Raw genomic sequence first — 24014 nt, 5'->3', positions numbered from 1 at the left:
GTGTGGCCCGCCGTGCCCGGCGCAGGGATCAAGCCTGACCGCCCGGAGCCGGGCACGGCGGGCCACACCCCCACCACCACGCACCACAACCCACCACCACGCACCGCAACCCACACCCCCACCAAGACCGCACAGCAAGCCACAACGCCACCAAGCCGGCGAGCCACGACGCAGAGCAACCGCCGATCACACCCCGCGGCCCCACCGCCGGTACTAGCCTCGACAACAGGGCCGGGCGCGACGCCTGCGGAGGTGATGCCGGATGGCCGCAGCCACCGAGGCGGCCGTGCTGGTCGGGCTCGGCTCGGAGCGCAACCTGCCGGTGGTCAGGCTGGCCGCGCAGGAGGCCGCCGCGCACGGCCACCCGCTGTGCCTGCTGCACGCGTTCAACTGGACGGCCGCGCTGGAGGCCCCGTCGATCGCGGGGCCGCGCGCCGAGGCCGAGAATCTGATCTCCAGGGCCGCCGAGATCGCCGCCGAGGTCGACCCGGCGCTGCCGGTCAGCGGCGAGATCGTCGAGGGTGCCGTCGTCGCCACCCTGGTCCGCCGGTCGGAGTCGGCGTTCCTGCTCGCCATCGGAGACGCCGGCATGGCGGCCTGCGGCGACTGCGTGCCGGCCGACGTGCCGGCGGTGCAGCTCGCCGCCCGGGCCGGATGCCCGGTGCTGGTGGCCCGCCGGGATCCGCCGCCGCAGGGCCCGGTGCTGGTCGGGGTGGACGGCTCCGCCAGTTCCCGGGGAGCGCTGGAGTGGGCGTTCGAGTGCGCGGCCCGGCGGGAGGCGCGACTGCTGGCCGTCCGGGTCGTCGAGCCGGAGGACGGCACGGAGGACCCCGGCCTGCTCGTCGAGTTGGTGGCGCGGTACGCGCGCCGGTTTTCGTCGGTGCCGGCGGAGTGCCACACGATCCGCGGCGACCCCGGCACTGTCCTGGTCGAGCAGTCCCGCTCGGCGCAGGTGGCACTGGTCGCCGCCCGGGGCGACGAGCCGTGGCGGGGCATGCTCGGCGCGGTGAGCCAGGCGCTGCTCTACCACTCCCCCGCGCCGGTGATCGTGGTGCGCGGGCTGACGGGGGTGCCGGTGGACGGGGCGTAACGCCCGCCCGGCGCGGGACCAACGGCCCTGATCCACATCGGCGCCGACCGGCGAAGCTGGAACCGGCCCGGACGAATCCGCGCTCCGAGGATGCAGGATTCCCCTATCCGCGAGAGGCTCATGCAGTATGGACACCGCTCTCGACCTGCACAGCCCCCTGACCGAAGACGAGCTGCGCCGGCTGGACGCCTACTGGCGGGCGGCGAACTACCTGACCGTCGGGCAGATTTACCTGCTGGACAATCCGCTGCTCCGCGAGCCGCTGGCGCCCGAGCACGTCAAGCCGCGGCTGCTCGGCCACTGGGGCACCAGCCCCGGGCTGAACCTGCTCTATGCCCACCTCAACCGGGTGATCGTCGCCCGTGACCTGCGGGCCATGTTCGTGACCGGTCCCGGCCACGGCGGCCCGGCGATCGTCGCGAACACCTGGCTGGAGGGCACCTGGAGCGAGCGGTACCACCACATCGGCCGCGACGAGGCCGGCATGGCCGGGCTGTTCCGCCAGTTCTCCTTCCCCGGCGGCGTCCCGAGCCACGTGGCGGCGGAGGTGCCGGGTTCGATCCACGAGGGCGGCGAGCTGGGGTACGCGCTGAGCCACGCCTACGGCGCGGCGTTCGACAACCCCGACCTGCTGGTCGCCTGCGTCATCGGGGACGGGGAGGCGGAGACCGGCCCGCTCGCGGGGAGCTGGCTCTCCAACGTGTTCCTCAACCCGGCCCGCGACGGGGCGGTGCTGCCCGTCCTGCACCTCAACGGCTACAAGATCGCCGGTCCGACCGTGCTGGACCGGATTCCCGAGGACGACCTGCTGGACATGATGCGCGGCTTCGGCTACCAGCCGTACGTGGTGGCCGGTGACGACCCGGCGACCGTGCACCAGACGCTCGCCGCCACGCTGGACCGGGCGCTCGACGAGATCGCCGACATCCAGCGGCGGGCCCGCTCCGGCGGCACCGTCGAGCGGCCCCGCTGGCCGATGATCGTCCTGCGTACGCCGAAGGGCTGGACCGGGCCGCGGGACGTCGACGGCAAGCAGGTGGAGGGCACCTACCGCGCGCACCAGGTGCCCCTGGCGGAGGTACGGAAGAACCCGAAGCACCTGGCCGAGTTGGAGCGCTGGCTACGCAGCTACCGTCCGGAGGAACTCTTCGACGCGACCGGCGCGCCGGTGGCCGAGCTGGCCGAGCTGCCCCCGACGGGCGAGCGGCGGATGAGCGCCAACCCGGTCACCAACGGCGGGCTGGTGCTGCGCGACCTGAGGCTGCCGGACTTCCGCGGCTACGCCGTCGACGTGCAGCGTCCCGGCGAGACCGTGGCCGGGGCGACGGGCGCGCTGGGCCCGTGGATACGCGACGTGATCACCGCCAACCCGGAGACGTTCCGCCTCTTCGGCCCGGACGAGGTCGCCTCGAACCGGCTGGGCGCGGCGTTCGAGGTCACCGACCGGGCGTGGATGGCCGGGACGGTGCCCGGCGACGAGCACCTCTCGCCGGACGGGCGGGTGATGGAGGTCCTCTCCGAGCACCTGTGCCAGGGTTGGCTGGAGGGCTACCTGCTCACCGGCAGGCACGGCATCTTCACCAGCTACGAGGCGTTCATCCACATCGTCGACTCGATGGTCAACCAGCACGCCAAGTGGCTGAAGGTCACCCGGGACATCCCGTGGCGCACGCCGGTGGCGTCGCTGAACTACCTGCTGTCGAGCCACGTGTGGCGGCAGGACCACAACGGCTTCTCCCACCAGGACCCGGGCTTCATCGACCACGTGATGAACAAGAAGGCCGAGGTGGTACGGGTCTACCTGCCGCCGGACGCGAACACCCTGCTCTCGACGATGGACCACTGCCTGCGCAGCCGGCACTACATCAACGTGGTGGTGGCCGGCAAGCAGCCCGCACCGAACTGGCTGTCGATGGACGAGGCGGTCATGCACTGCCGGCGGGGCATCGGCATCTGGGACTGGGCCAGCACCGACGGCGGCGAGGAGCCGGACGTCGTGCTCGCCTGCGCCGGCGACGTGCCGACGCTGGAGACGCTGGCCGCCGCCGACCTGTTGCACAAGCACCTGCCGGAGCTGAAGGTGCGGGTGGTCAACGTGGTCGACCTGATGCGCCTGCAACCCCCGACGGAGCACCCGCACGGGCTGTCGGACAAGGAGTTCGACACGATCTTCACGCGGGACAGGCAGGTCATCTTCGCCTACCACGGCTACCCGTGGCTGATCCACCGGCTGACCTACCGTCGGACAAACCACGACAACCTGCACGTGCGCGGCTACAAGGAGGAAGGCACCACCACCACGCCGTTCGACATGGTGATGCTCAACGACCTGGACCGCTTCCACCTGGTCATCGACGTGATCGACCGGGTGCCGGGGCTGGCGGCCCGGGCCGCCCACCTGCGGCAGGACATGGTCGACGCGCGCCAGTCCTGCCGGGACCACACCCGCCGGTACGGCGAGGACGACCCTCGGGTGGCGGAATGGCGCTGGGTCCGCGAGACGGAAGCCGGTCTGAGAGGTGAGGCATGAGCGGCAACGAGATCCTGGTCGGCTACGACGGCTCCCCCGACGCCTCGGTCGCGCTGGAGTGGGCGCTGGAGGAGGCCGGCCGCAGTGGACGCCCCGTCCGGCTGGCGTACGTCTTCGAGTGGGTCACCGTGGCCGGCTGGGTCGGCCCCGGCATCGCCCCGGGCATCTGGCCGGACGAGGCGGCCCGCCGGCAGGTCGAGGAGCTGGTACGCAAGGCGGCGGCGGACGCGGTCGCCGCGCACCCGGAACTGACCGTCACCGGCGAGGTGTTCGACGGGCCGCCCACGGTGGTGCTCCAGGAGCGTTCGGGCCGGGCCGGCCTGCTGGTGCTGGGCACGCGGGGGCACGGCGGTTTTGGCGGGCTGCTCATCGGCTCGACGGCGGTGGCGGTCACGGCCCACGCGCACTGCCCGGTCGTGGTGGTCCGCCAGGAGGCAGCCGCGGGCGGGCGGACGGGGCCCGTGGTGGTCGGCGTGGACGGCTCGGAGTGCTCGCTGGTGGCGCTCGGCTTCGCGTACGAGCAGGCGGCCGCCCGGGGGCTGCCGCTGCACGTGCTGCGGGCCTGGCATCCGGGGGCCGGCCAGCGCCCGCCGTCGGGTCCCGAGGCGCGGGAGGCGGCGGCCGCCGACCGGGCCGAGCTGGACGAGCCGCTGGCCCGCTGGAGCCGGACCTTCCCGGACGTGGCGGTCGAGGTGCAGGTGGCGGCGGGCGGCCCGGCGTCCCTGCTGGTCGACGCCAGCCGCAACGCGTCCCTGGTGGTGGTCGGCACCCGCGGCCGCGGCGGCCTGAAGGGGATGCTGCTCGGCTCGGTCAGCCAGCAGCTCATCCAGCACGCCCACTGCCCGGTGGCGGTCGTCCGCGAGCGGTGAGAGGAGGGGACCTGGTCCGGGCAGCGTCGGGCTGGGGCACGATGGGGAGAAACGGAAGGGTCGAGACGATGAGCCACGAAACGCCGGCCAGGGACCGCCCCCTGACCACCGCCCTCGCGGAGGCCGCCGCGACGGCCGGGCACGCGCCGTCGGTGCACAACAGCCAGCCGTGGCGGTGGCGGGTGCTGCCGGACGCGCTGGAGCTGCGCGTGGTCCGGGATCCCCGGCTGACCGCCACGGACCCGGAGGGCCGGCTGGTGGCGTACAGCTGCGGGGCGGCGCTGCACCACGCGCGGGTGGCGCTGACCGCGGAGGGCTGGACGGCCGTGGTGGAGCGGATGCCTGACCCGGACGCCCCTGATCTGCTCGCCCGGCTGACCGGGCTGGGCCGCGTGGAGGCCGACCCGGAGGCCATGCGCCTGGTGCAGTGCATGCAGGTCCGGCACACGGACCGGCGCCCGGTCAGCGACGAGCCGGTGCCGACCGACGCCCTGGGGCGGATCGCGGCGGCGGTCGCCGCCGAGGGGTGCCAGCTCCAGTTCCTCGACCGCGACAACATCCTGGAGCTGGCCGCCGTCGCCAGCCACGCCGCGACGGTCGAGGCGGAGGACTCGCAGCTGCGCGAAGAGTTGGAGTACTGGACCAGCCGGGGCGGCTCCGGCACCGGCCTGCCGCCGGAGGTGCTGCCCGAGGAGGCGCCGCAGACCACCGTGCCGGCCCGGGACTTCGGCCGCCCCGGCACCCTGCCGGTCGGTCCGGGGCACGACCGGGCCGCCGTGTACGGGCTCCTCTACGGCGACGAGGACGAGCCGGACAGCTGGCTGCGCGCCGGCGAGGCGCTCTCGGCCGCCTGGCTGACCGCCACCCGGCTCGGGGTGTCGGTGGTGCCGCTGAGCGGCGTGGTGGAGGTGGCGGGCACCCGGCAGACGCTGCGTGGGCTGCTGGCCGGCCTCGGCTACCCGTACCTCGTGCTGCGGCTGGGGATCGCGGACCCGGCGCACGCCGGACCGCCGCACACCCCGCGGCTCGAGGTGCGGCAGGTGGTGGACACGTCGGCGGTCCGCTCCGGGGACGCGTAGCGCGCGCCTTGGGCCACGGCCACCGGGAGATACCATCGCCCGGTGGCCGCCAGCGCACCGAACCCGCCGTACGAACCGCACGTGACCCCCTCCCTGGGGCTGAGCCCGCTGTCCCGGATCCGGCTCGACGAGCTGCTCCAGGAGATGCTGGACCGGGTCGGCGAGGTGGTGACCAGCCGGGAGCGGCTGCGGGCCCTGCTCGACGCGGTGGTCGGCATCAGCACCGACCTGGATCTGCGCAGCACCCTGCAACGCATCGTGGAGGCGGCCTGCGAGCTGGTTGGCGCCCGCTACGGCGCGCTCGGCGTGATCGGCCAGGACCGGATGCTGCACGACTTCATCACCTACGGCATCGACGCGGAGCTGCACGCGAAGATCGGCGACCTGCCCCACGGGCGGGGCGTGCTCGGCCTGCTCATCGACGATCCGCGCCCGCTGCGGATGCCCGACATCACCCAGCACCCGAAGTCCTACGGGTTCCCGCCGCACCACCCGCCGATGCACAGCTTCCTCGGCGTGCCCGTGCGCATCCGCGACCACGTCTTCGGCAACCTCTACCTGGCCGAGAAGCAGGGCGGCGCGGAGTTCACCGAGGATGACGAGGAGATCGTGGTCGCGCTCGCCGCGGCGGCCGGCGTGGCGATCGAGAACGCCCGCCTCTACGCGCTGGCCCACCGGCGGGAGCGCTGGCTCGCCGCGACCGCCGAGATCACCGGCGTGCTGCTGGGCGAGGTGCGCCGCACCGACGCGCTGGAGCTGGTGGCGCGGCGCGCCCGCGAGGTCGCCGAGGCGGAGGTGGCGCTGGTCCTGCTCTACGACCCCGACGCCGAGGAGTTCACCGTCGAGGTGGTGGACGGGGCGGACGAGCAGGCCGGCGCGCTGGTCGGCACGGTGCTGCCCGCGGCCGAGACGAGCTTCGCCGCCGCCGTCGCCGAGGGCCGGCACGACCAGGTGGCGGACCTGGCCCACGCCGCGCCCTGGCCGGCGTTGCTGAGCACCGGGCCGGCGGTGGTCTCCCCGCTGGCCACCGCCGACACCCTGCACGGCGTGCTGGTGATCGCGCACCGCCCCGACCGGTTGCCCGTGGCCACCGACGACGACATGGCCCTGTTGGGCAGCTTCGCGGGGCAGGCCGCGCTGGCCATGGAACGGGCCCGCGGGCAGGAGGAACGGGAGCTGCTGGTGGTCCTGGAGGACCGCGAGCGGATCGCCCGGGACCTGCACGACGTGGTCATCCAGCGGCTCTTCGCCACGGGCCTGCAGTTGCAGAGCGCCGCCCCGATGGCCACCCGGCCGGAGCTGGCCAAGCGGATCAACGCGGCGGTCGACGACCTGGACGCCACCATCAAGGACATCCGCCGCACCATCTTCGAGCTGCGTACCCCGATGAGCGCGGCGCTGCGCACCGAGATCCGCGAGGCGGTCGAGGTGGCCGCCGAGTCACTCGGCTACCGGCCCCACCTGGAGCTGACCGGGCCGATCGACAGCGCCGTCCCCGACGAGGTCCGTCCCGACGTCACCGCCGTGCTGCGGGAGGCGCTCTCCAACGCCGTACGCCACGCCCAGGCCACCCGGATGACCGTGGCGGTGCGCGTCGACGCCGGCAGGGTGACGCTGACCGTCACCGACGACGGGGTGGGCTGCGACCCGGCCGCCGCGCGCGGCGGGCTGGTCAACCTGCGCGAGCGCGCCGAACGGCACGGTGGCGAGTTCGAGGTACGCCGGGCCGAGCCCCGCGGCACCGAACTCCACTGGTCCGTCCCCCTGCCCGCCTGACGCCGCGACCCGGCGCCCGCTCGTGCGGGCTTCCTCGCGCACGCTGTCGAGCTGCCCCACGGGACGGGGCAGGACGACGGACGCGACGGTCGGTGGCGGTCAGCGGGCCTTGCCGAGGAGCCGGGTGGCGAGGACGGCGGCCTGGGTGCGGCGCTCCAGGCCGAGCTTGGCCAGCACGCTGGAGACGTAGTTCTTCACCGTCTTCTCGGCCAGGAACATCTTCCCGGCGATCTCCCGGTTGGTGAGGCCTTCGGCCACGTACTCCAGGATCCGCCGCTCCTGCTCGGTGAGCGACTTCAGCTCGCGGGGCTGCTCGACGCCGCTGCGGATGCGCTCCAGCACGCGGGTGGTGATCGCCGGGTCGAGCAGCGACTGGCCGGCCGCCACCCGACGCACGGCGTCAACCAGGTCGGTGCCGCGGATCTGCTTGAGCACGTAGCCGGCGGCGCCGGCCATGATCGCCGCGAAGAGCGCCTCGTCGTCCTCGTACGAGGTGAGGATCAGGCCCTTGATCGACGAGTCCACGGCCCGGACGTCCCGGCACACGTCGATGCCGTTGCCGTCGGGCAGCCGCGCGTCGAGGATCGCCACGTCCGGCCGCAGGGCCGGGATGCGGCGGGCAGCCTCCTGGGCCAGGCCGGACTCGCCCACCACCTCGATGTCACCGCTGCTCTGCAGCAGGTCGGCCAGGCCACGACGGACGACCTCGTGGTCGTCGAGCAGGAACACGCGGATCATCCCTCGTTTCTACCCCGTTCCCACCGGTCTTCGCACGGGCCGAAGGTCCCGAACCGGCCCGTCCAGGCCGTCGTCCGGCCCCACTGCGCCGGGATGCCCGTGGGCAGGTGGGCGGAGCCAGCCGGGCCGAAGGCCCCCTGACCTGCGACGGAGCCAGCCCAGCCGAAGGCCCCTGACCTGGGACGGGGCCGGTCGGGCCCGGCGGGACGGGACGTCCGGCCCTGCCCGCGCCCCGCCCCGCTGACGCACCGTGGAGGTGTACCGGACGGGGACGGCACGACCTGCCACGGGAAGGAGCACAATCATGGACACCGGCTTCACCGTCGAGCAGCTACGGGCCGCCGCGACCGACGCCGTACGGGCACCGTCGCTGCACAACACCCAGCCGTGGCGGTTCCGGCTGCGCGACGGCGGCATCGAGGTGCTGGTCGACCCGGCCCGGCGCCTGCCGGCCACCGACCCGAACGGCTGGGGCGTCCGGATCGCCTGCGGCGCGGCGCTGTTCAACCTGCGGCTCTCCCTCGCCGCGGCCGGCGCCCCGGCGACCGTACGGCTGCGTCCCTACCCGGCGGAGCCGGACGTGGTGGCCCGGCTGGTCCCGGACGTGCCGCGCCACCCCACCCCCGCCGAGCAGGCCCTGCACGCGGCGATCCCCCGCCGGTTCAGCAACCGGGCGCCGTTCTGGCCCGACCCGGTGCCCGCCGACGCCCGCTGGCGGCTGGCCGAGGCGGCCCGCGCCGAGCACTGCTGGCTGGAGTTGCTGATCGGGGTCAGCGCCGTCAACGCGTTCGCCGAGATCGCCCGCAGCGCCCACCGGGTCCTCGAACGCGACCCGGCGTACGTGGCCGAACGCCAGGAGTGGGTGCGCTCGACCCCCGCCCCCGACGGGGTGCCGGTCGCGTCCGGCGGCCCACTGGGCGAGCCGCAGGACCTGCTGCCCTCTCGGGGCTTCGGCGGCCTGGACCGGGCACCGGGGCGGGACTTCGAGCCGGAGCCGCTGGTCGTGGTGCTCGGTTCGCCCGGCAACACCGCCGTCGACCAGGTCGTCGCCGGGCAGGCGTTGCAGCGGGTGCTGCTGACCGCGACGGATTCGGGGCTGGCGGTGTCGATGCTGTCCCAGCCGATCGAGGTGCCGAGCGCGCGGGAGCGGTTGCGGCTGTCGCTGGGGCGGTTCGGCACGCCGCAGATGGTGATGCGCATCGGGTACGGCCAGCCGGGCTGGCCCACCCCGCGCCGGGCTGTGGACGAGGTGCTGGACGTGCCGGTCAGGCGGTCATGACCAGCCCCCACCCGCCCTACGGCTGTGGCGGGGGCGGGACCTGCGGCCACGGTCGAACTGGAGAGGTGTCCGGCTGCCTCGTCGACGAGCAGGGCCCGTCTGGTCGGTGATGCCTGGGTGTGACTGTGGGTTCTTCTCATTGGTCGCGGTCGGCTGCAATGGACGTATGTCGTTTCGTGGTCAGCCGGGTACTGGAAACCGTCAACGTGTGTCCGCTTCGAGGCGGCGTTTAAGAGCTGCAGGCCAATACACGGACGGGCTGCGGGTGCCACGTTCCCCGCGGCCCGCGGCGGCTCGGCTGGAGGTGGGGCCGATCGACGTCAAACCTGACCCGTGGCAGCGTTTGGTGGCCATCGGCAGCATCCTGTCGGTGTTGTTCGTGGCCATCGGCCTGTACATCACCAATGAGGCCAACCGTGAGACCAGCGAGGCCAACCGCGAGCAGCATCGTCTCACCGCTCAGGGGCAGATCACTGATCGGTTCACCAAGGCGGTGGAGCAGCTCGGCCAGCCCGGCGCGGAGAAGGTGGACGTGCGTCTGGGTGCGATCTACGCCTTGGAGCGCATCATGCGCGACTCAGCCGTGGACCAGCCTGCCGTCGTCGACATCCTCGCCGCGTTCATCCGGGTTCACGCCCCCGCACTCAAGCGGACCAGCACTCCGGCTTCTTCAGCTCCTCGCCCACCGGTCGATATCCAGGCCGCCGTGACCGTGCTGGGCCGCCGCGATATCACCCGCGATGGCACCATCGGAAATGAGGCACTGCCTATCCGCCGTCTCGACCTCTCCAACATCAACCTGGCCCGCGCGAACCTGGCCTACGCGAACCTGAACGGCGCGAGCCTGGGCGGCACGGACCTGGCCGGCGCGACCCTGATCGAAGCGAGCCTGACCGGCACGAACCTGAACGACGCGAACCTGACCCGCACGGTTCTGCACAACACGAAGCTGGCCGGCGCGATCCTGACCGACGCGGACCTGACCCAGGCGTTCCTGTATGGCGCGGACCTAACCCGCGCGAACCTGACCCGCGCAAACCTGAACCAAGCGTTCCTGAACGGCACGAACCTGAAAGGCCGGGTCAGCGCGAGAACCGCGAATGTGGTCGCGAACTTGACCGCGAACCTGGCCTACGCGGACTTGACCGACACGATCCTGACCGGCGCGGACCTGACCGGCGCGAACTTGACCGGCGCGAACTTGACCGGCGCGGACCTGACCGGCGCGGACCTGACCGACGCGAACCTGGCGTGCGCCAAGACCGATGACCGCACGCGATGGCCTGCGGGGGTGCCGCGGCCGACGCCGTGTGATGAGTGACCTCCACAGGGGATACACCCCGCTACATCCAAAGGATCATCATGGTGCGTCGCGAAAGCCACAATCCGGGCGCGGATTCGTTCGGCAACCGGGCCTGCGGTCGGGTGCGGTCATGCTCGACCGTTCACGTCATGCTGACAGCGTGACCACCAACGGCGAACCCGACGCGCCACGCACCCGATTGGACTGGCGGAGCCGACTGTCCGTGGTGCTGCTCAGCGCGGCCGGCGGCATGGGCATCAACGTCCTGAGCAACGACGTCGGCTACCGAGGCGTGGCCGCCGCGACCGCCGCCGGCGCGGTCCTGTCCGCCGCCGCCTCACTACGCCGGCTTCCCCCACGGGCGCCCCTGGTCCGCCACACCGCCCGAACCCTGCTCGCCCTGGCCCTGCTCGCCGCGATCGCCGCCGCCGTCGGTCCGGCATCCTGGGCCGCCTACACCACCCTGATCGCAGCCGCCCTGACGATCGCCGCCGTCCTCACCACCAACACCACCGACACCGCCGTCACCCTGCTGCTCAACGCAGCGGTCATCGGCGGCGGGGTGGCGCTCATCGGCGCCGGCATCGCGATCCTGACCGACAGCAACATCCTGCTCGGCGTAGCGGTCATTGGCGGCGGGGTGGCGGGCATCGGCCTCGGCATCGCGATCCTGACCGACAGCAACATCCTGCTCGGCGTAGCGGTCATTGGCGGCGGGGTGGCGCTCATCGGCGCCGGCATCGCGGCCCTGACCGACAGCAACATCCTGCTCGGCGTAGCGGTCATCGGCACCGGGGTGGCGCTCATCGGCATCGGCATCGCGCGCCTGACCGACAGCAACATCCTGCTCGACTCAGCGGTCATCGGCGTCGGGGTGGCGCTCATCGGCGGCGGCATCGCGGCCCTGACCGACGGCGACACCCTGCTCGGCGTAGCGGGCATCGGCGTTGGGGTGGCGCTCATCGGCATCGGCATCGCGTTCCTGACCGACAGCCGCATCCTGCTCGGCGTAGCGGTCATCGGCACCGGGGTGGCGCTCATCGGCGGCGGCATCGCGATCCTGACCGACAGCAACATCCTGTTCGGCGTAGCGGTCATCGGCTTCGGGGCAGCGGGAATCGGTCTCGGCATCGCGGTCCTGGTTCGGGATACCGGTCTCACGACACAGTTACGGGAACGGGTCGCGGCCCTAACGGGGGATCCGGCGGGTGAAAAGTCCACAGCAGAGAACCCGGGCCGGGTTGGGAAGTCGTCCGGCACCTAACCCCGTGCCGTGCCGTGCCAGCCGATGACGGCCGTAGGCCGCCAGCAGGCCGGACGCGGCAACGCCCGGACATGTTCCCGCGATGTTTCGGCAACTGCGGCGCATCCTCTACCGGCCCGCCGCCTGGGTCGGGCGCTGCCGGCGTAGCGAATCTCGCCGCACCGTGCTGTGCCGGCCTGGCTGCCGCTGAGATGGTCGGCGGGGTAGTGACAACGACGGATTTGGTCGACGTCGGAAACGCACGCGCCGCGATCTGAGCGGCGCGTGCGTCATGCTCGGCCTCTCCCGCAGAGGCATGATCGGCTACGGCATGCTCGCCCTGGGCTCGAACCTCCGCCACCCCAGGAGTGGCGGTGGTCCCCTGGACCTCTCGCCACTCACCTTCGATGGTGGCCGTGCCGCGTTCATCGGCGAGGTCTACATCAGCGTCAGCTCGTTCCCCGGCAGCCTGACGGCGTAGTCGTCGACCACCCGGAACGCGTACGCGGCGGGGGTGTGGGCCCGGTCGACGAAGCTGGGCACCTGCCGTAGGAGTTCGCGGACGTCGTGCCCGGCGCGCTGCAACTGGTCGAGCTTGTACGCCAGCGCTGGCCAAGCCTCCGACCCATAGACCCGCTCCGCCCGGTCGGCGGTCCAGACCCCCGCACATGCGCCGCCATCGCCTCCTGGCGCTCCTGGGCGGTGCGGCGTCGCTCGCCGACGTCATCGGGCCGGGCATCCGCCGTCCGGTCGCCGTCCTTCGACGATCTAGCGGGACAGAATACGCCTGATCGCGGGGCCGAGGGCGACCACGCTGGCCGCGTCGTCGGGCTGATGCGTCGCCCATACCACGCCCCCCATCACCTCCGAAGGATCGGAAAGTCCGGGAAGAACGCGCTCCACCGTCGAGGAGCCCAGTTCCGCCAGAAGCCGGCGGGCGAGCTCTCCGTCACCCGCGATGGCTTCGGCTGGCCAGGTGGCAGTGCCCAACCAGGCGAGCAACGGGCGCACCACCGCGGCCGGATCGGCCTCCGACTGCGTCATCTTGGCGATCATCCGTGGGATCGACGACTGATCGATATTCGCCGCTTGGTCGCCCGACAGATCGCGCAGCTCATCGTGCAGGGCCTCGGGCACACGATGTCGCACCAACGCCGCATCGTCGCCGGCCGGCCTGAACTGGACGTCCCCCTCATCCAATTCCAGGGCGGTGATCATCTCACTCAACAGGCTCCTCGATCCGCCTTGAACACCCAACTCCGAAAGAAAGAGTTCCAGGTCGATCGAATTCGAGGTGGCGAGATCGACACCGAACCGGTCGCGTTGCCAGGCGATGGCACCCGGGTGCACCGACGCGGAGCCGATGAGAACGTCGTCGGCGTCGTACAGGGCCAGCGTGAGATCACCAGGACATCTGCAGATGTCTTTCAGCACCTCACCTGACGTGGTCAATGTCCGCAGCTTCTCCAACGCCGTGGAATCCGCGACTTCGGCGAGCACATCGCGATCCGGCAAAGGAGGGCCGTCCTCCCCTTCGGACAAAATTCGAGCAACGCGGACATGAGCCCATGCGTCTTCGAGCCATTGCCGCATCCGCTTAGTGTTCTTGCGTGAATTCAAGGGACGAACACCATCCTGGTCGTTCGGAACTACCGGAAACGGCTCGGCCGGCACCGAAAGGTGCCGGCCGAGCTGCCAAACTACCGCCTCACCACACTACAGGCCGCCCAGTGGCAGGTGCCCATACCAGGTTTGACCAAATCGCTGAGCAGGGTGGGCTCGTCCACCCGCTTTGAGGCCTCACGAACTCTGAGACCACTCGCGGGCAGCAGAGTGAAGTTCGGCATGGATTCGCCGGATCGATAGATCTTCACCGCAGTAGGCGTCGACCGTCCGCTCTCCACCCGGAAGGCGTCCGTATCCAACAGCTTCTTGGAGTACGGCACGTAGACAGCAATCTCCGTTCCCTCCGGGACAGTGAAGTTGCCGTTCGCAACGTCGTGCTTTCCGTGCCCGGCGAACACCACTTCACCGTCCGGACGACCGCCTGGCATGATCGCCTTGGGCGGCGCGGGGGCGGCGCGGGTACGGGCTGCTTGCTCCGCGCGCGTGAGGATGTCATCGGCCCATTTCCTGTTCTCGGCCCAGGTCATCAGGGCAGAACCGGCCCGGCGGAGAGTGTCGACGATCGGGTCGATCTTCTTGATCAGCTTGAGGGCCTTGCCCCATGGCACCATGTCGATGAGCGCCCAGGCACACGCCTTCAGGTCACCACCGATGCAGCCCATGATGTCGTTGATGCCAAAGAACTCGAGCAGAAGCTGGCCGCCCGCCTTGACGATGATGTCGATGGCGTTCTGCTTCTTGACTTCCTTGGCGCGTTTGATCTGCTCGTCGGTGGGGCCGCCACCCTTGCCGCCGCCCTTGCCGCCGCCATTGCCGCCACCGGCCTCGTGGGCGGCGCGGGCCGCAGCCCAGTCGTCATCCCCACAACTGCCGCCGCAGCCGTCGTTGTCGCCCTTCGTCTCGACGACCTCACCGTTGGGCAACTCGTAGTCGGCCCCGCCGCTGCATGCGTCGTCCGAGCAGTGCTTCTGGCCGCTCGGGTCAGAGAACGTGATCGGGTTGTTGTTGCTGTAGGCGTAGGCGTTCCACTGCTGTGGGTCTTTCAGATCCTGGACCGGGTCCACCGAGATGAAACGTCCCAACCCGGGGTCGTACTGTCTGGCCCCGATGTTGGTCAGACCGGTCGGGTCCTTGTCGCCGCCGACGAAGCCCTTGTTGTTGGTCCACTGCGGCTGGCTGCCGCGCGGATCGCCGTACGGGGTCTGCCGTCGGACGCTGACCGCCTGGGTACCCGCGTCGATCGCGGTCTGCTGGGTGCCCTGGTGGTCGGTGTAGAGCCAGGTCAGCCCGTTGGACGTGCGGTTACCGACGGTCCTTCCGGCGAAGCTGTAGTAGCGGGTGCCGGTGACGACCGAGCTGTTCTCCCGCCGGATCTCCTGGCCGGGCAGGTAGAGGGTGGTGCCGGTGGCGTCGCGGCGGATGAGCCGAACACCGTTGGCGTCGTAGATGTTGGTTTCGACGGTCTGCCCACCCGCGCTCACCGAGGCGAGCTTGCCCTCGGAGTTCCAGTTCAGCGTCTGGGAGTTCGTTGGGCTGTCGCAGCTGTTCGCGGTGGTGCCAACCGGCCGACAGGTCATGTTGCCGGCGTCGTCGTAGGCGTACTTGGTGGTGACCGCCGATTGGCCCGGCGCCTGGGTGACGACCTGGGTGACGGCGTGCGGGCGGACGACGTCCTTGCCGCTGGTGGGCGTCGTGTAGGAGCGGGTGGTGTCGCCCGCGGCGGTGTGCACCTTCTCGGTGCTGCGGTTGCCGACGTCGTCGACGGTCCACTCGTGCCAGTACGGCGCCGGGCCGCCCAGGTTCGGCACGCTCGGGTCCGCGGCGCAGTCGATGCCCGACTTCGGCGTCCACGCGTTGGTCATCCGCCGCAACTCGTCGTAGCGGAAGCACTGGGTGTCGGCCGCGCCGACCTCCGGGGTGTCCGCGATCGACAGGATGTTGCCCGCCGCGTCGTGCGTGTAGCGGGTGTCGACCACAGTGCCGGCGGCGGTCTCCGGCTTGATCTTCATCCGGTCGACGCGCCGGGTGGTCAGGTCGTAGTAGCTGGTGTCCTGGACGTAGACCCCACCATCGGTCTTGCGGGTGGTCAGCGTCGGCTCACCGTACTGGGTGTAGTCCTGGCCGATGACGTAGCGGCCGACATTGATCAGGTTGGTGGCCAGCTCCGTCGGCAGGCCCGTGACGGAGTCGTACTTCGTCTCGACGCTCTCGGTGGTCAGGCCGCCGCCGGCCGGGTACGTGATGGCGGTCGGGCTGCCGTCGTACGGCGAGTAGCCGTAGGCGTAGATCCACGTGCCGGCCAGGCTGGTGCCCTCGTTGGCCGGGATGACGTAGTTCGCGCCGGTCGGCTGGTAGCGGGTGTTGAAGCCGCGCGCCTGCCACTTGTAGGCGTTGGCGGAGCCCGCCGACTCGTACCGGATGCTCTGGGTGAGCTGACCGCGGACGGTCTGGCCGCTGTAGAGCTTGTCGTACTTCCACTCGGCCAGCTTGTTCGCGTCGGCGATGCTGCCCTGGTAGAGACCGGTCCGCCGGCCCAGCGAGTCGTACTGGTTGACCAGCACGTTGTCGTTGGCGTCCTTCGTCGTCTCCACCTGGTCGTACTCGGTGTACGTCGTGGTGACGGTGCCCTTGTCCGGGTCCTTGCCGCTGATCTGCCGGCCCTTGACGTCGTAGGTGTTCACCCACTCGTTGCCGCCGGTGTCCTTGACCAGCGTGAGCTGACCCTTGCGGTTGTACGTGTACGTGGTGACGTGGTCCGGCTTGGTGCCGGTCCGGTCGGCCTGCTGCCGCAGCTCAAGGGTCCGGCCCTCGATGTCGGTCTTCGTCGTGGTGACGGTGCCGCCCAGCGGCGGGGTCACGGTGGTGGTGTCACCCAGGTACCGGGTGGTGGTGCGCCACTTCTCGATCAGGTTGGTGATGCCGTCGGTGCCGAAGAAGACCGCGTCGGTGGGCCGGGAGGCGTCGTCGTAGACCATCTTCGTCAGCGCCGGCACCGACCACTCCGGCTCCCACCAGAGCGCCCCGCTCGGCGCGCCCGGCTCGGCGTGCGCCTGGTAGGTCGTCACGGCGCGCCCGGTCGCGTCGTACAGCGTGTCGGTGACCACCCGGTCGCCGCCCACGCCGGCCTTCTGCGTCTGGCGCGGCCTAAGGAAAGCGTCCTTGATGTCGTACGACGTCAGGTAGCCGCCGCCGGCGTGGAGCACCCGGCTCTTGGTGTACGGGTAGGCGTCCTTGTTCGGCGCGTAGTGGTAGGTGTACTCGACCGACGGGCTGGTCGGGTGGTCGGCCTTGGCCCAGCCGTTCTTCCAGCCCCGGGCGAGCCGGCCCATCGGGTCGTACTCCATGTCGGCGACCCGGCCGTTGTAGTCGGTGGTCCGGATCGGCTGGCCCCAGTAGGGCCGGGTCTCGATGGTGGTGGTCCAGTCGGTGGTGCTGCCGTTCGGGTCGGGCGTCTTCGTGACCACCTTGGTGACCGGCCCACCCGTGGCCGGGGTGTACTCCGTGGTCGCCGTCCGGCCGCGCACATCAGTGGCGGTCTTCGGCCGCCCGTACGCGTCGAAGGTGGCCTGGCTGACCGTCTGCCACACGGTGCCCCCGGCGAGCGACCAGTCCTTGAGCTTGTCGACCCGGGTCACCGCGCCGGTGGTCGGCGCGGTGTCGATGCTGGTGGCGCCGTCGTAGAACTTCCGCTCGTCGGCGACGATGTCGTCCTCGCTGGCCGGCGCGGTCGCGCAGGGCAGCACCTTGACGGTGAGCCGCTTGACCGTCTGCGTGATGTTCGCACCGGTGTTACGCGTGTACTCGTACGTGGTGCACTTCTCGTCGCCGGTCTTGGCGATGTCACCGTCGGCTTGGACGGTCTCGATGGTGCCGTACGTGTCGTGGAAGGTCGACACGTTGCGCGAGGTCCGCCACCCGGCGACACCGTCCACGCCGAGCGCGACGGCGCTGTAGGCGATCCGGGTGTTGGTCCAGCGGGCGGTGACCTCGTCGCCGTTGATGGTGCGGGTGGCGAGCGCCGGCGAGCGCCAGGGTACGTTGACGGTCTTGCTGACCGGCTTGGTGTCGACGCCGTTGTAGAGCACCTGCTCGCGCACCATGCCGGCGAACTGGTCCTCGTCGTACACCGTCTCGGTGCCCAGGGACGCGGCGACGGTGACCTCGCGGGTGCCGCCGGACTTGGTCAGCCGGTCGCCGTGCATGCCCCGCAGGAAGGTGGTGCGGGTCAGGGTCTGCGTCGGGGCGTCGCCCTTGCGGACCTCGACCTGGGCGTAGCCGCGGAACTGGTTCCACGTCTTGCGCTTCGGCTTGACCAGGCCGTTGTCGTCGGCGTAGTGCCACGCCGGCGTGCCCAGGTACTTGTAGTAGGTGTTCTGCACCGGCTGGCCGCGGTCGGAGCCGCTGGCCATGACCATGATGTCCGACTCGGACACCTGCTTCACGACGTACTTGTGCCAGTACTCGGTGAGTTCCTTGCTGGAGTCGTACGGGTCCGGGCCGACCACCGGGTAGCAGAGCCGGGTGTTGGTCTCCGGCGCCGACGGCAGGCTGCCGGAGGTGCAGTCGGGCAGGCTGTACGTCACCTGGATCTTGCCGCCGGTCTCGGTGACGATGTTGCCGATCCGCATCCGGTTGTTGCTGGTGTTGTTCTTGCTGAGGACCCGGTTCGGCATCGACACCGGCTCGAACGTCACCGGCGGCATCGCCTCCGTGCCGCCGACGAGGCCCTTGTACTGCAACGAGCTGAGCCACAGGCCGGCGTGGTCGCTGCCGTCACCGACCGAGGGGTAGGTGTGGCCGAGCGTCCACGAGTCGACGGGCTGCCAGGCCGGGGTGGTCTTGGTGGTGTCCCAGACCTGGGTGGTGACGGTCGACAGCCGCTTGGTGGTCCAGAACGTCGGACCGTAGTTCTCCTTGCAGTCCGCCGCCCCGGCCGTGCACTCCTGGTCCCACGGCACGTCCTTCCAGTGCGCCGCGTCCTTGATGTGGCAGTCCGACGCGCACCGGTCGACGCTGTTCAGGACGACCTGCGCAAGCGGGGTCACGGACCGGTCGGTGGCACCGCGGTCCCAGGTGCCGTAGTCGATCCGCTTGAGCACGCCGCCCCGGGTGTACAGGGCCTTGTTGGTCGACGTGGCGTTCTTGCCGTAGTAGTTGGTCTCCTTGTCGTACCAGTACGACAGCGTGTTGCCCCGGGGATCGACGACGTAGTCGAGGTTCCACCGCCACGTCTGGTTGCAGAACGACGAGGCGAACGACGACGCGTTGCACGGCTCGTTGGTGTGGTTGCCGGCGACGGGGACGGTCCACGCCGAGTTCGTCGCGTTGCCCTGCCCCGGCAGGTTGTTCAGGCCGAAGAAGTACTGCACGCCGTCGGACGTGGTGACCTTCCAGTGCTCACCGTTGTCGTCGCCGTTGCCGGCGCCGGTCAGCTTCTCGATCTTCGAGCCGTCCTCGCTGCGGGTGTGCCAACCCTTGCCGGCCTCGTAGATCAGCTCGCCGCCGCGCCCGTTGAGCGACAGGGTGGCGTTGTCGGACCGCCAGCACTGGTCACCGGTGCGGTTGGTGCTGTTGTTGCCGCCGGTCATGTCGTCGGCGCACGGCACGTAGCTGCGCTCGATGTAGCCGGACCACAGGTCGAATCCCTCACCGACCCAGGAAGGCTGGCTGTTCGACGCGTCCGACTGACCGTCGACCTTGTCCGAGGTGTAGGACAGGCCCAGGGTCGGCGCCGGGCCGCCGATGCCCGGCGGCATCCGCATCGGGTACGACCAGGTGAAGCCGCCCGTCGACGTGCCCGCCGACCAGGTCGCGCTGGCCGACATCGGGGTGGCGGAGAAGTCGCCCTCCGGCCCGGAGGAGCCGGCCGCCAACGCCAGCAGCGTGGCGGTTCCGGCGCTCCGCGCGTCCGCGCCGCTCGCCGTGACCGGCACCTCGGCGCTGACGGAGCTGCCGTCGTTGCGGGATTTCAGCGGCGTGGCCGCGCACTCGGCCTTCCCGGGGGTGCGCAGCCCGCACTCCGGCACCTGCCAGAGCGTGAGCCGCGACGACCAGTTGCCACCGAAGGCGTGCTTGAAGCCGCGGTAGTCCACCGAGACGGTGGCGGCGGCCGGCTGGGCTGCGGCCCCGTCCGGCGTGCCGGTCGCGCCCGCCCTGGTCGCCGGCTGGTCGGCGCTGACGCCGCCGACGCGCAGCAGCAGGCCGTCGCGCCAGCGCGCCGGCACCGCCGACCGGTCCAGCACCTCCACGGACACCGCCGACGCGCGGTCGCCCGCCGCGCCGGGGGCTCGGCTCACCGACACCGGCAGTGCTCCCGCCTTGACCGGAGCAGCGGCGGCCCGCCGCGCGCCGGCCGGGGCGTCGGGCAGGGTCACGGACGCCTTGCCCGGCTCCGGCCACACGGGGGCGGCGAGCTTCGCGCTCTCCGCCTCCTTGACGGGGTACGCCCGTCCCTGCGCCGTGCCGCCGTGCTTGTCGAGCTTCTCCCGCTGACCGGTGAGCTTCGTCGGGGCGGGCGCCGCCTGCGCGGGGACCGACAGGCCGGAGACGGCGAGGGTGCCGGTGAGCGCCGCCGCGACAGCGGCGTGGAACCGGTTAGGTCGTTTTCTTGACTTTTGCGGTGGTTGGAGGAGGGGTTTCGGGACGCGTTTCACTGTGCCTCCACAGGCTCGGTCGCAGGGATCGATGGAGAGGAAGAGGGTGAGCGGTTGGTCAGTCGACCGGCTCGACGGTCTCGGCGGACTCGGAGTTGAAGAGGATCTTCACGGCGGTGTCCGTCAACGCGCCCTGGTAGAGACCGAGGTCGTCGATCTCACCGCGCCACCGGTTGACCATGCCCGGTGTTCCCCCGGCCGGGGTCCACTGGCCGCCACCCACGGCCAGCGGGCCGGTGGCGTCGAACGCTCCGGTGAAGGTGCCCGAGAAGGGGACGTTGGCCTCGAGGACGCCGTTCACGTAGAGGCGGATCTGCCGTCGGGAGGCGTCGTGGACTCCCACCAGGTGGGTCCACCGGGAAATGTCCTCCTCGTTCAGCTCCCGGGACATCATCAGCAGTTCCTTGCTGTCGCCGTTCAGGTCGTTGTCCGCTCCGAAGACACTGAACGACCACCGGTTCTCCGTCACGCCGTTCACCACCCGCTCTCGCAGCCCGAGGTAGAAGGCGGACTGCTTCGCGCCCATCTGGGAGACGGCGGTCTGCGTACCGCCGAGCGCCGACGGGCGCACCCAGACCGCGACGGAGAAGGACTGGTCGGTGCGGAGGACCCGGCCGTTCTGCCAGACAGGGTTCTGGGGCTCGCCGAGGTTGTCCTGGGAGAGGCCGTACTCGCGGGTCGCCAGGCCGTAGTAGGGGTCGGTCGTGTCCTCCGTGAAGTGCACCGCGTCGAGCAGCAGCCCGTCGTCACGGTGCCCGGCCCCGACGTTGCTGCCCTGGGTCAGGGCCAGGTGGCGGCCGAACTGGCCGGCCTCGGGAGCGCTGCACAGCGTCGGGTCGAGGAACTCCTCGTAGCAGGGCTGGGCACCGGAGAAGGTCCAGTCGCCGACCTTGACCGCGCTGAGCATGCCGGGCTCGTCGAAGCCGCCCGACTCCGGGTCCTCGGCGGACTGACCGGTGAAGTCGTGGTCGACGAGGATCCGGTCGTAGACCTGGACGTCGGCCAGGTTGCCCTTGAACCAGTTGCCCGGTGCCGCGAAGCTCCAGCCACGTCCGACCACGAACTTGCCGTTCGCGCTCCAGGGCGTCGCGGTCCGGTCGACCTCGGCGGTGAGGGCGCCGTTGACGTAGAGCCGCACCTTGCCGGCGGTCTTGTCGTAGACGCCCGCGATGTGCGTCCACCGGCCGACGTCCGCGGAGGTCAACGCGGTGCTGCTGTACGCCGCCCGGCTCGCGCTGGACTGCAGGTCGCTGTCCTTCATCAGAAACGACCAGCGCGGCGTCAGCGGGGAACCGACCAGCCGCGTCCCCAGGTGGAACCCGGCCGCGCTGGTGGCCTCCTGGGAGGCGACGACGGTGTCGTCCGTCGTGGGCAGCGAGTTCAGCCGCACCCAGCCGGCGACGCTGAACGACTTGGTGGTGTCGACGACCTTGGTCGTGGTCGTCAACGCCGAGGAGGTGCCGTTGAAGGACGCCGTCTCGCCCCGGATCAACCTGAGGTCACCGGTCCAGGAGACGCTGCCTCCGGTGAAGGAGTTGTCGCCGGCCAGCGTCGGCTGGCTGTCCGCCATCGGTCCCGGGTCGACGCCCGGGTAGTTCTCCAGCCCCCAGCGGGCGATCGCGGGCGTCGGTCGGGCGGCGGTGAACTCGTGCGAGCCGTAGCCGATGTTGCCGGCGCCGTCGACGGCGGAGACGGAGATGGTGTTCTGGCCGTACTTCGACACCATCAACGACACGCTGGCCTGCTTGCCCGTGACGGTGGCACCCGTCGACGGGTCGGTCCAGGTGCCGGTCGTGGCGGCGATCTCCGTGGTGGGCGGGTTGACCCAGCCGTACCGGAACTTCGTCACGGTGGTGTCGGTGGAGCGGACCGCGAAGGTCGCCACGGTGCCCGGCACGGGGGACGCCGAGGTGAGCGTCGCGGTCACCGGGGGCACCTTCGTGTCGGCCATGAACTTGCACCAGTCGGACCAGACGCTGGTGCGGCTGTAGGGGGCGGGGTCGGTGGCCCTGGCGCGAAACGCGTACGCGACGGCCTCGGAGACGGTCACCGCCGCCGTGGTGGAACGACCGCCGGCGGGCACGGACGCTCCGGCGGGTGGCGTCCGGCGCGGCGTCGACGCGTCGATGACCCCGTTGGCGGGCACCTGCACCCACTCGTACGCCGTGGTCAGCGCCTGGGTGCTGTCGGCGTCCGGGAAGATCGCCGAGAAGGTCGGCTTCAGGGTGCCGATGACCAGCGTGGTGTTGGTGGGGCAGGCCACGCCGGCTGCCTGGAGGCTGCTGGGCTTGCCCGGGATGTTGTCGTAGTCGACGATCAGCTTGGCGTTGTTGGGGAAGAACTTCTTCCACCGGTCGGTGGTCGACTCGCCCGAGCCGTCGGTGGCGCTGCACGCGCAGAAACCGAAGGTGATGTTCGTGGCGTTGCTGGTCGCGTGCGACTGGATGACGCTGGTCACCGCCGAGCCGGTGAAGTTGACCGTCATGTCCGGCTGCGGCGAGTCCGAGCAGCCCGAGCCCTCGTTGGCGTGCGAGCTGGCCGACGACTTGAGGCTGTTCAGCTTCGGGGACCAGCCGGTGCGTGGCGTCGAGGCGATGCCACCCGAGTGGTACATGTACGTGGGCGTGTTTCCGCAGGACCAGGAGTGGTCCAGCTTCATCTGCACGTACGCCGACTCGATGTGCTTGCCCCTCATGGCGGTCAGGGGGAAGTCGAAGAAGGACCGGTACAGCCTGCCGCTCTCGGGGTCCTTGCCCACCCGGGCGACGGTCGTGTCGGTGTTGTTGCTGTTGTTGCTCGTCGCGTACGCCCACCGGGACTTGCCGGTCGACCACGCCGGGTCGATGTAGACGGGGAACGTCGCGTTCGCCAGGGCGAGCAGCTTCGCGTCCGGCCGCAGCACCAGGTCACGGCCGGCCACCTCGACACCCACCGGCGCGGTCTTCGCCGCGTCACCCGGTGCCGCCGCCGACGACCGCGACGGCAGCCCGCCACCGGTCGGGGCGTCGGCCGCCGACGCGCGGTCCGCTCCGGCCGACCGGGCCGTGGCGGCCGCCGAGGTGTCGTTCGAGTCCCACATGACGGCGGGTTCGGCGGAAGCGATCTGCTCCGCACCCGCCATGGCCGTCAGCCGCCCGTCGGCGCCGCGCACCACCCGGGCATCCCCGCCCAGCTCGAACCGCAACTCCCGCAGCCTCGGGTTGGCCGCCGCCTGCGCCGACTTCACCACGAACACATGCGTGAACCCGCTGCGCGTCGCCCGCAACACCAGGTCGACCCCCGGCAACACCTCCCCGTACGTCGCCGCATCACCACTGACCGACGGCTTCGGCAACCCACCCGGCCACGACAGGCTCAGCGACTTCCCCCGCCGCACCAACGTCACCGCCGCACCCGCACCACCATCGGAGAACCGCACATCCGCCACCGACGCCACCGGACGCCAACCATCCGACCCACGCCGCAACGACAGATCCACATCCGCCCACGACCCGTCCGACCGCTTCACCCGCTGCGGCACCACCGCCGACTCCACGGTGAAACCACCCGACGGATTCGCGAACACCTGCGTCAACTCCGTCCGAGCCGACGCCACCTCCACCCGCCGACCCGACCGCACCGCCGCCACCGCCGCCGACCCCGCATCCGGCGCCACCGACGGATCGGTCCGCGGCGCCGCCGGAGCGGCCTGGGCCGCCGACGGCACCCCCAGGACCGAGGCGACGAGCGTCCCGGCCACGAGCGCGGCGACGGCCGCACGAGTACGGTTCATGGGCTTTGGTGGTTGTTTGCGTGCTGTATTCGGGACGCGTGTCACCGTGTGCCTCC

13 protein-coding genes are annotated in these 24014 nt (G+C 71.1%); 8 read left to right on the top strand and 5 right to left on the bottom strand.

Features of this window, described 5'->3' with window-relative positions; translation table 11 throughout:
• Positions 1 to 262: 262 nt before the first annotated feature.
• The 5 genes from ACGFZ2_RS10720 to ACGFZ2_RS10700 all read left to right on the top strand — a co-directional run bounded on the left by ACGFZ2_RS10720 (position 263) and on the right by ACGFZ2_RS10700 (position 7344).
• The gene (locus tag ACGFZ2_RS10720; RefSeq protein ID WP_393452178.1) at positions 263 to 1090 is read left to right on the top strand and encodes a universal stress protein; all 828 of its coding nucleotides are present in this window, start codon (positions 263 to 265) and stop codon (positions 1088 to 1090) included.
• 127 nt (positions 1091 to 1217) lie between these two features.
• Entirely contained in the window at positions 1218 to 3620 is a 2403-nt protein-coding gene (locus ACGFZ2_RS10715; RefSeq protein WP_393452175.1) for a phosphoketolase, read from the top strand.
• Entirely contained in the window at positions 3617 to 4489 is an 873-nt protein-coding gene (locus ACGFZ2_RS10710; protein WP_393452172.1) for a universal stress protein, read from the top strand. The genes ACGFZ2_RS10715 and ACGFZ2_RS10710 overlap by 4 nt, the downstream gene beginning before the upstream one ends.
• Before the next feature lie 68 nt (positions 4490 to 4557).
• A complete protein-coding gene (locus tag ACGFZ2_RS10705) occupies positions 4558 to 5568 on the top strand; it encodes an Acg family FMN-binding oxidoreductase (protein WP_393452169.1) in 1011 nt (336 codons plus the stop codon).
• 99 nt (positions 5569 to 5667) lie between these two features.
• The gene (locus tag ACGFZ2_RS10700) at positions 5668 to 7344 is read left to right on the top strand and encodes a GAF domain-containing protein (RefSeq protein WP_393265594.1); all 1677 of its coding nucleotides are present in this window, start codon (positions 5668 to 5670) and stop codon (positions 7342 to 7344) included.
• 99 nt (positions 7345 to 7443) lie between these two features.
• Here ACGFZ2_RS10700 and ACGFZ2_RS10695 read toward each other — a convergent pair whose 3' ends face one another.
• Entirely contained in the window at positions 7444 to 8082 is a 639-nt protein-coding gene (locus ACGFZ2_RS10695) for a response regulator transcription factor (RefSeq protein ID WP_357464030.1), read from the bottom strand.
• Between the two features lie 304 nt (positions 8083 to 8386).
• Between ACGFZ2_RS10695 and ACGFZ2_RS10690 the strand changes: the two genes are divergently transcribed.
• From ACGFZ2_RS10690 to ACGFZ2_RS10680, 3 genes are all read left to right on the top strand, one after another.
• A complete protein-coding gene (locus tag ACGFZ2_RS10690; protein WP_393452166.1) occupies positions 8387 to 9361 on the top strand; it encodes an Acg family FMN-binding oxidoreductase in 975 nt (324 codons plus the stop codon).
• 304 nt (positions 9362 to 9665) lie between these two features.
• On the top strand, positions 9666 to 10682 hold the full coding sequence (locus ACGFZ2_RS10685) for a pentapeptide repeat-containing protein (RefSeq protein ID WP_393452163.1): 1017 nt from the start codon (positions 9666 to 9668) through the stop codon (positions 10680 to 10682).
• Positions 10683 to 10824: 142 nt separating this feature from the next.
• Positions 10825 to 11928: a hypothetical protein gene (locus ACGFZ2_RS10680; protein ID WP_393452160.1), complete on the top strand. Its 1104-nt coding sequence runs from the start codon at positions 10825 to 10827 to the stop codon at positions 11926 to 11928.
• A gap of 417 nt (positions 11929 to 12345) precedes the next feature.
• Here the strand turns inward: ACGFZ2_RS10680 and ACGFZ2_RS10675 are convergent, their stop codons facing one another.
• From ACGFZ2_RS10675 to ACGFZ2_RS10660, 4 genes are all read right to left on the bottom strand, one after another.
• On the bottom strand, positions 12346 to 12492 hold the full coding sequence (locus tag ACGFZ2_RS10675) for a hypothetical protein (protein WP_393452157.1): 147 nt from the start codon (positions 12490 to 12492) through the stop codon (positions 12346 to 12348).
• Between the two features lie 183 nt (positions 12493 to 12675).
• On the bottom strand, positions 12676 to 13500 hold the full coding sequence (locus ACGFZ2_RS10670) for a hypothetical protein (protein ID WP_393452155.1): 825 nt from the start codon (positions 13498 to 13500) through the stop codon (positions 12676 to 12678).
• 107 nt (positions 13501 to 13607) lie between these two features.
• On the bottom strand, positions 13608 to 20186 hold the full coding sequence (locus tag ACGFZ2_RS10665; RefSeq protein ID WP_393452152.1) for a putative adhesin: 6579 nt from the start codon (positions 20184 to 20186) through the stop codon (positions 13608 to 13610).
• A gap of 58 nt (positions 20187 to 20244) precedes the next feature.
• Complete coding sequence (locus ACGFZ2_RS10660; protein ID WP_393452149.1) at positions 20245 to 23958, bottom strand: LamG-like jellyroll fold domain-containing protein; 3714 nt, start codon at positions 23956 to 23958, stop codon at positions 20245 to 20247.
• Between the last annotated feature and the right edge of the window lie 56 nt (positions 23959 to 24014).

This window comes from Micromonospora sp. NPDC048063, from assembly GCF_043202855.1.
GTDB lineage: Bacteria > Actinomycetota > Actinomycetes > Mycobacteriales > Micromonosporaceae > Micromonospora.
This window is presented reverse-complemented; position numbering and strand designations above follow the sequence as displayed.

Bases quoted from the DNA above. Each gene is read 5' to 3' on its own strand.
- ACGFZ2_RS10695 (WP_357464030.1), bottom strand. From the start codon at position 8,082: ATGATCCGCGTGTTCCTGCTCGACGACCACGAGGTCGTCCGTCGTGGC.
- ACGFZ2_RS10670 (WP_393452155.1), bottom strand. From the start codon at position 13,500: ATGCGGCAATGGCTCGAAGACGCATGGGCTCATGTCCGCGTTGCTCGA.
- ACGFZ2_RS10690 (WP_393452166.1), top strand. From the start codon at position 8,387: ATGGACACCGGCTTCACCGTCGAGCAGCTACGGGCCGCCGCGACCGAC.
- ACGFZ2_RS10705 (WP_393452169.1), top strand. From the start codon at position 4,558: ATGAGCCACGAAACGCCGGCCAGGGACCGCCCCCTGACCACCGCCCTC.
- ACGFZ2_RS10660 (WP_393452149.1), bottom strand. From the start codon at position 23,958: ATGAACCGTACTCGTGCGGCCGTCGCCGCGCTCGTGGCCGGGACGCTC.
- ACGFZ2_RS10715 (WP_393452175.1), top strand. From the start codon at position 1,218: ATGGACACCGCTCTCGACCTGCACAGCCCCCTGACCGAAGACGAGCTG.
- ACGFZ2_RS10720 (WP_393452178.1), top strand. From the start codon at position 263: ATGGCCGCAGCCACCGAGGCGGCCGTGCTGGTCGGGCTCGGCTCGGAG.
- ACGFZ2_RS10710 (WP_393452172.1), top strand. From the start codon at position 3,617: ATGAGCGGCAACGAGATCCTGGTCGGCTACGACGGCTCCCCCGACGCC.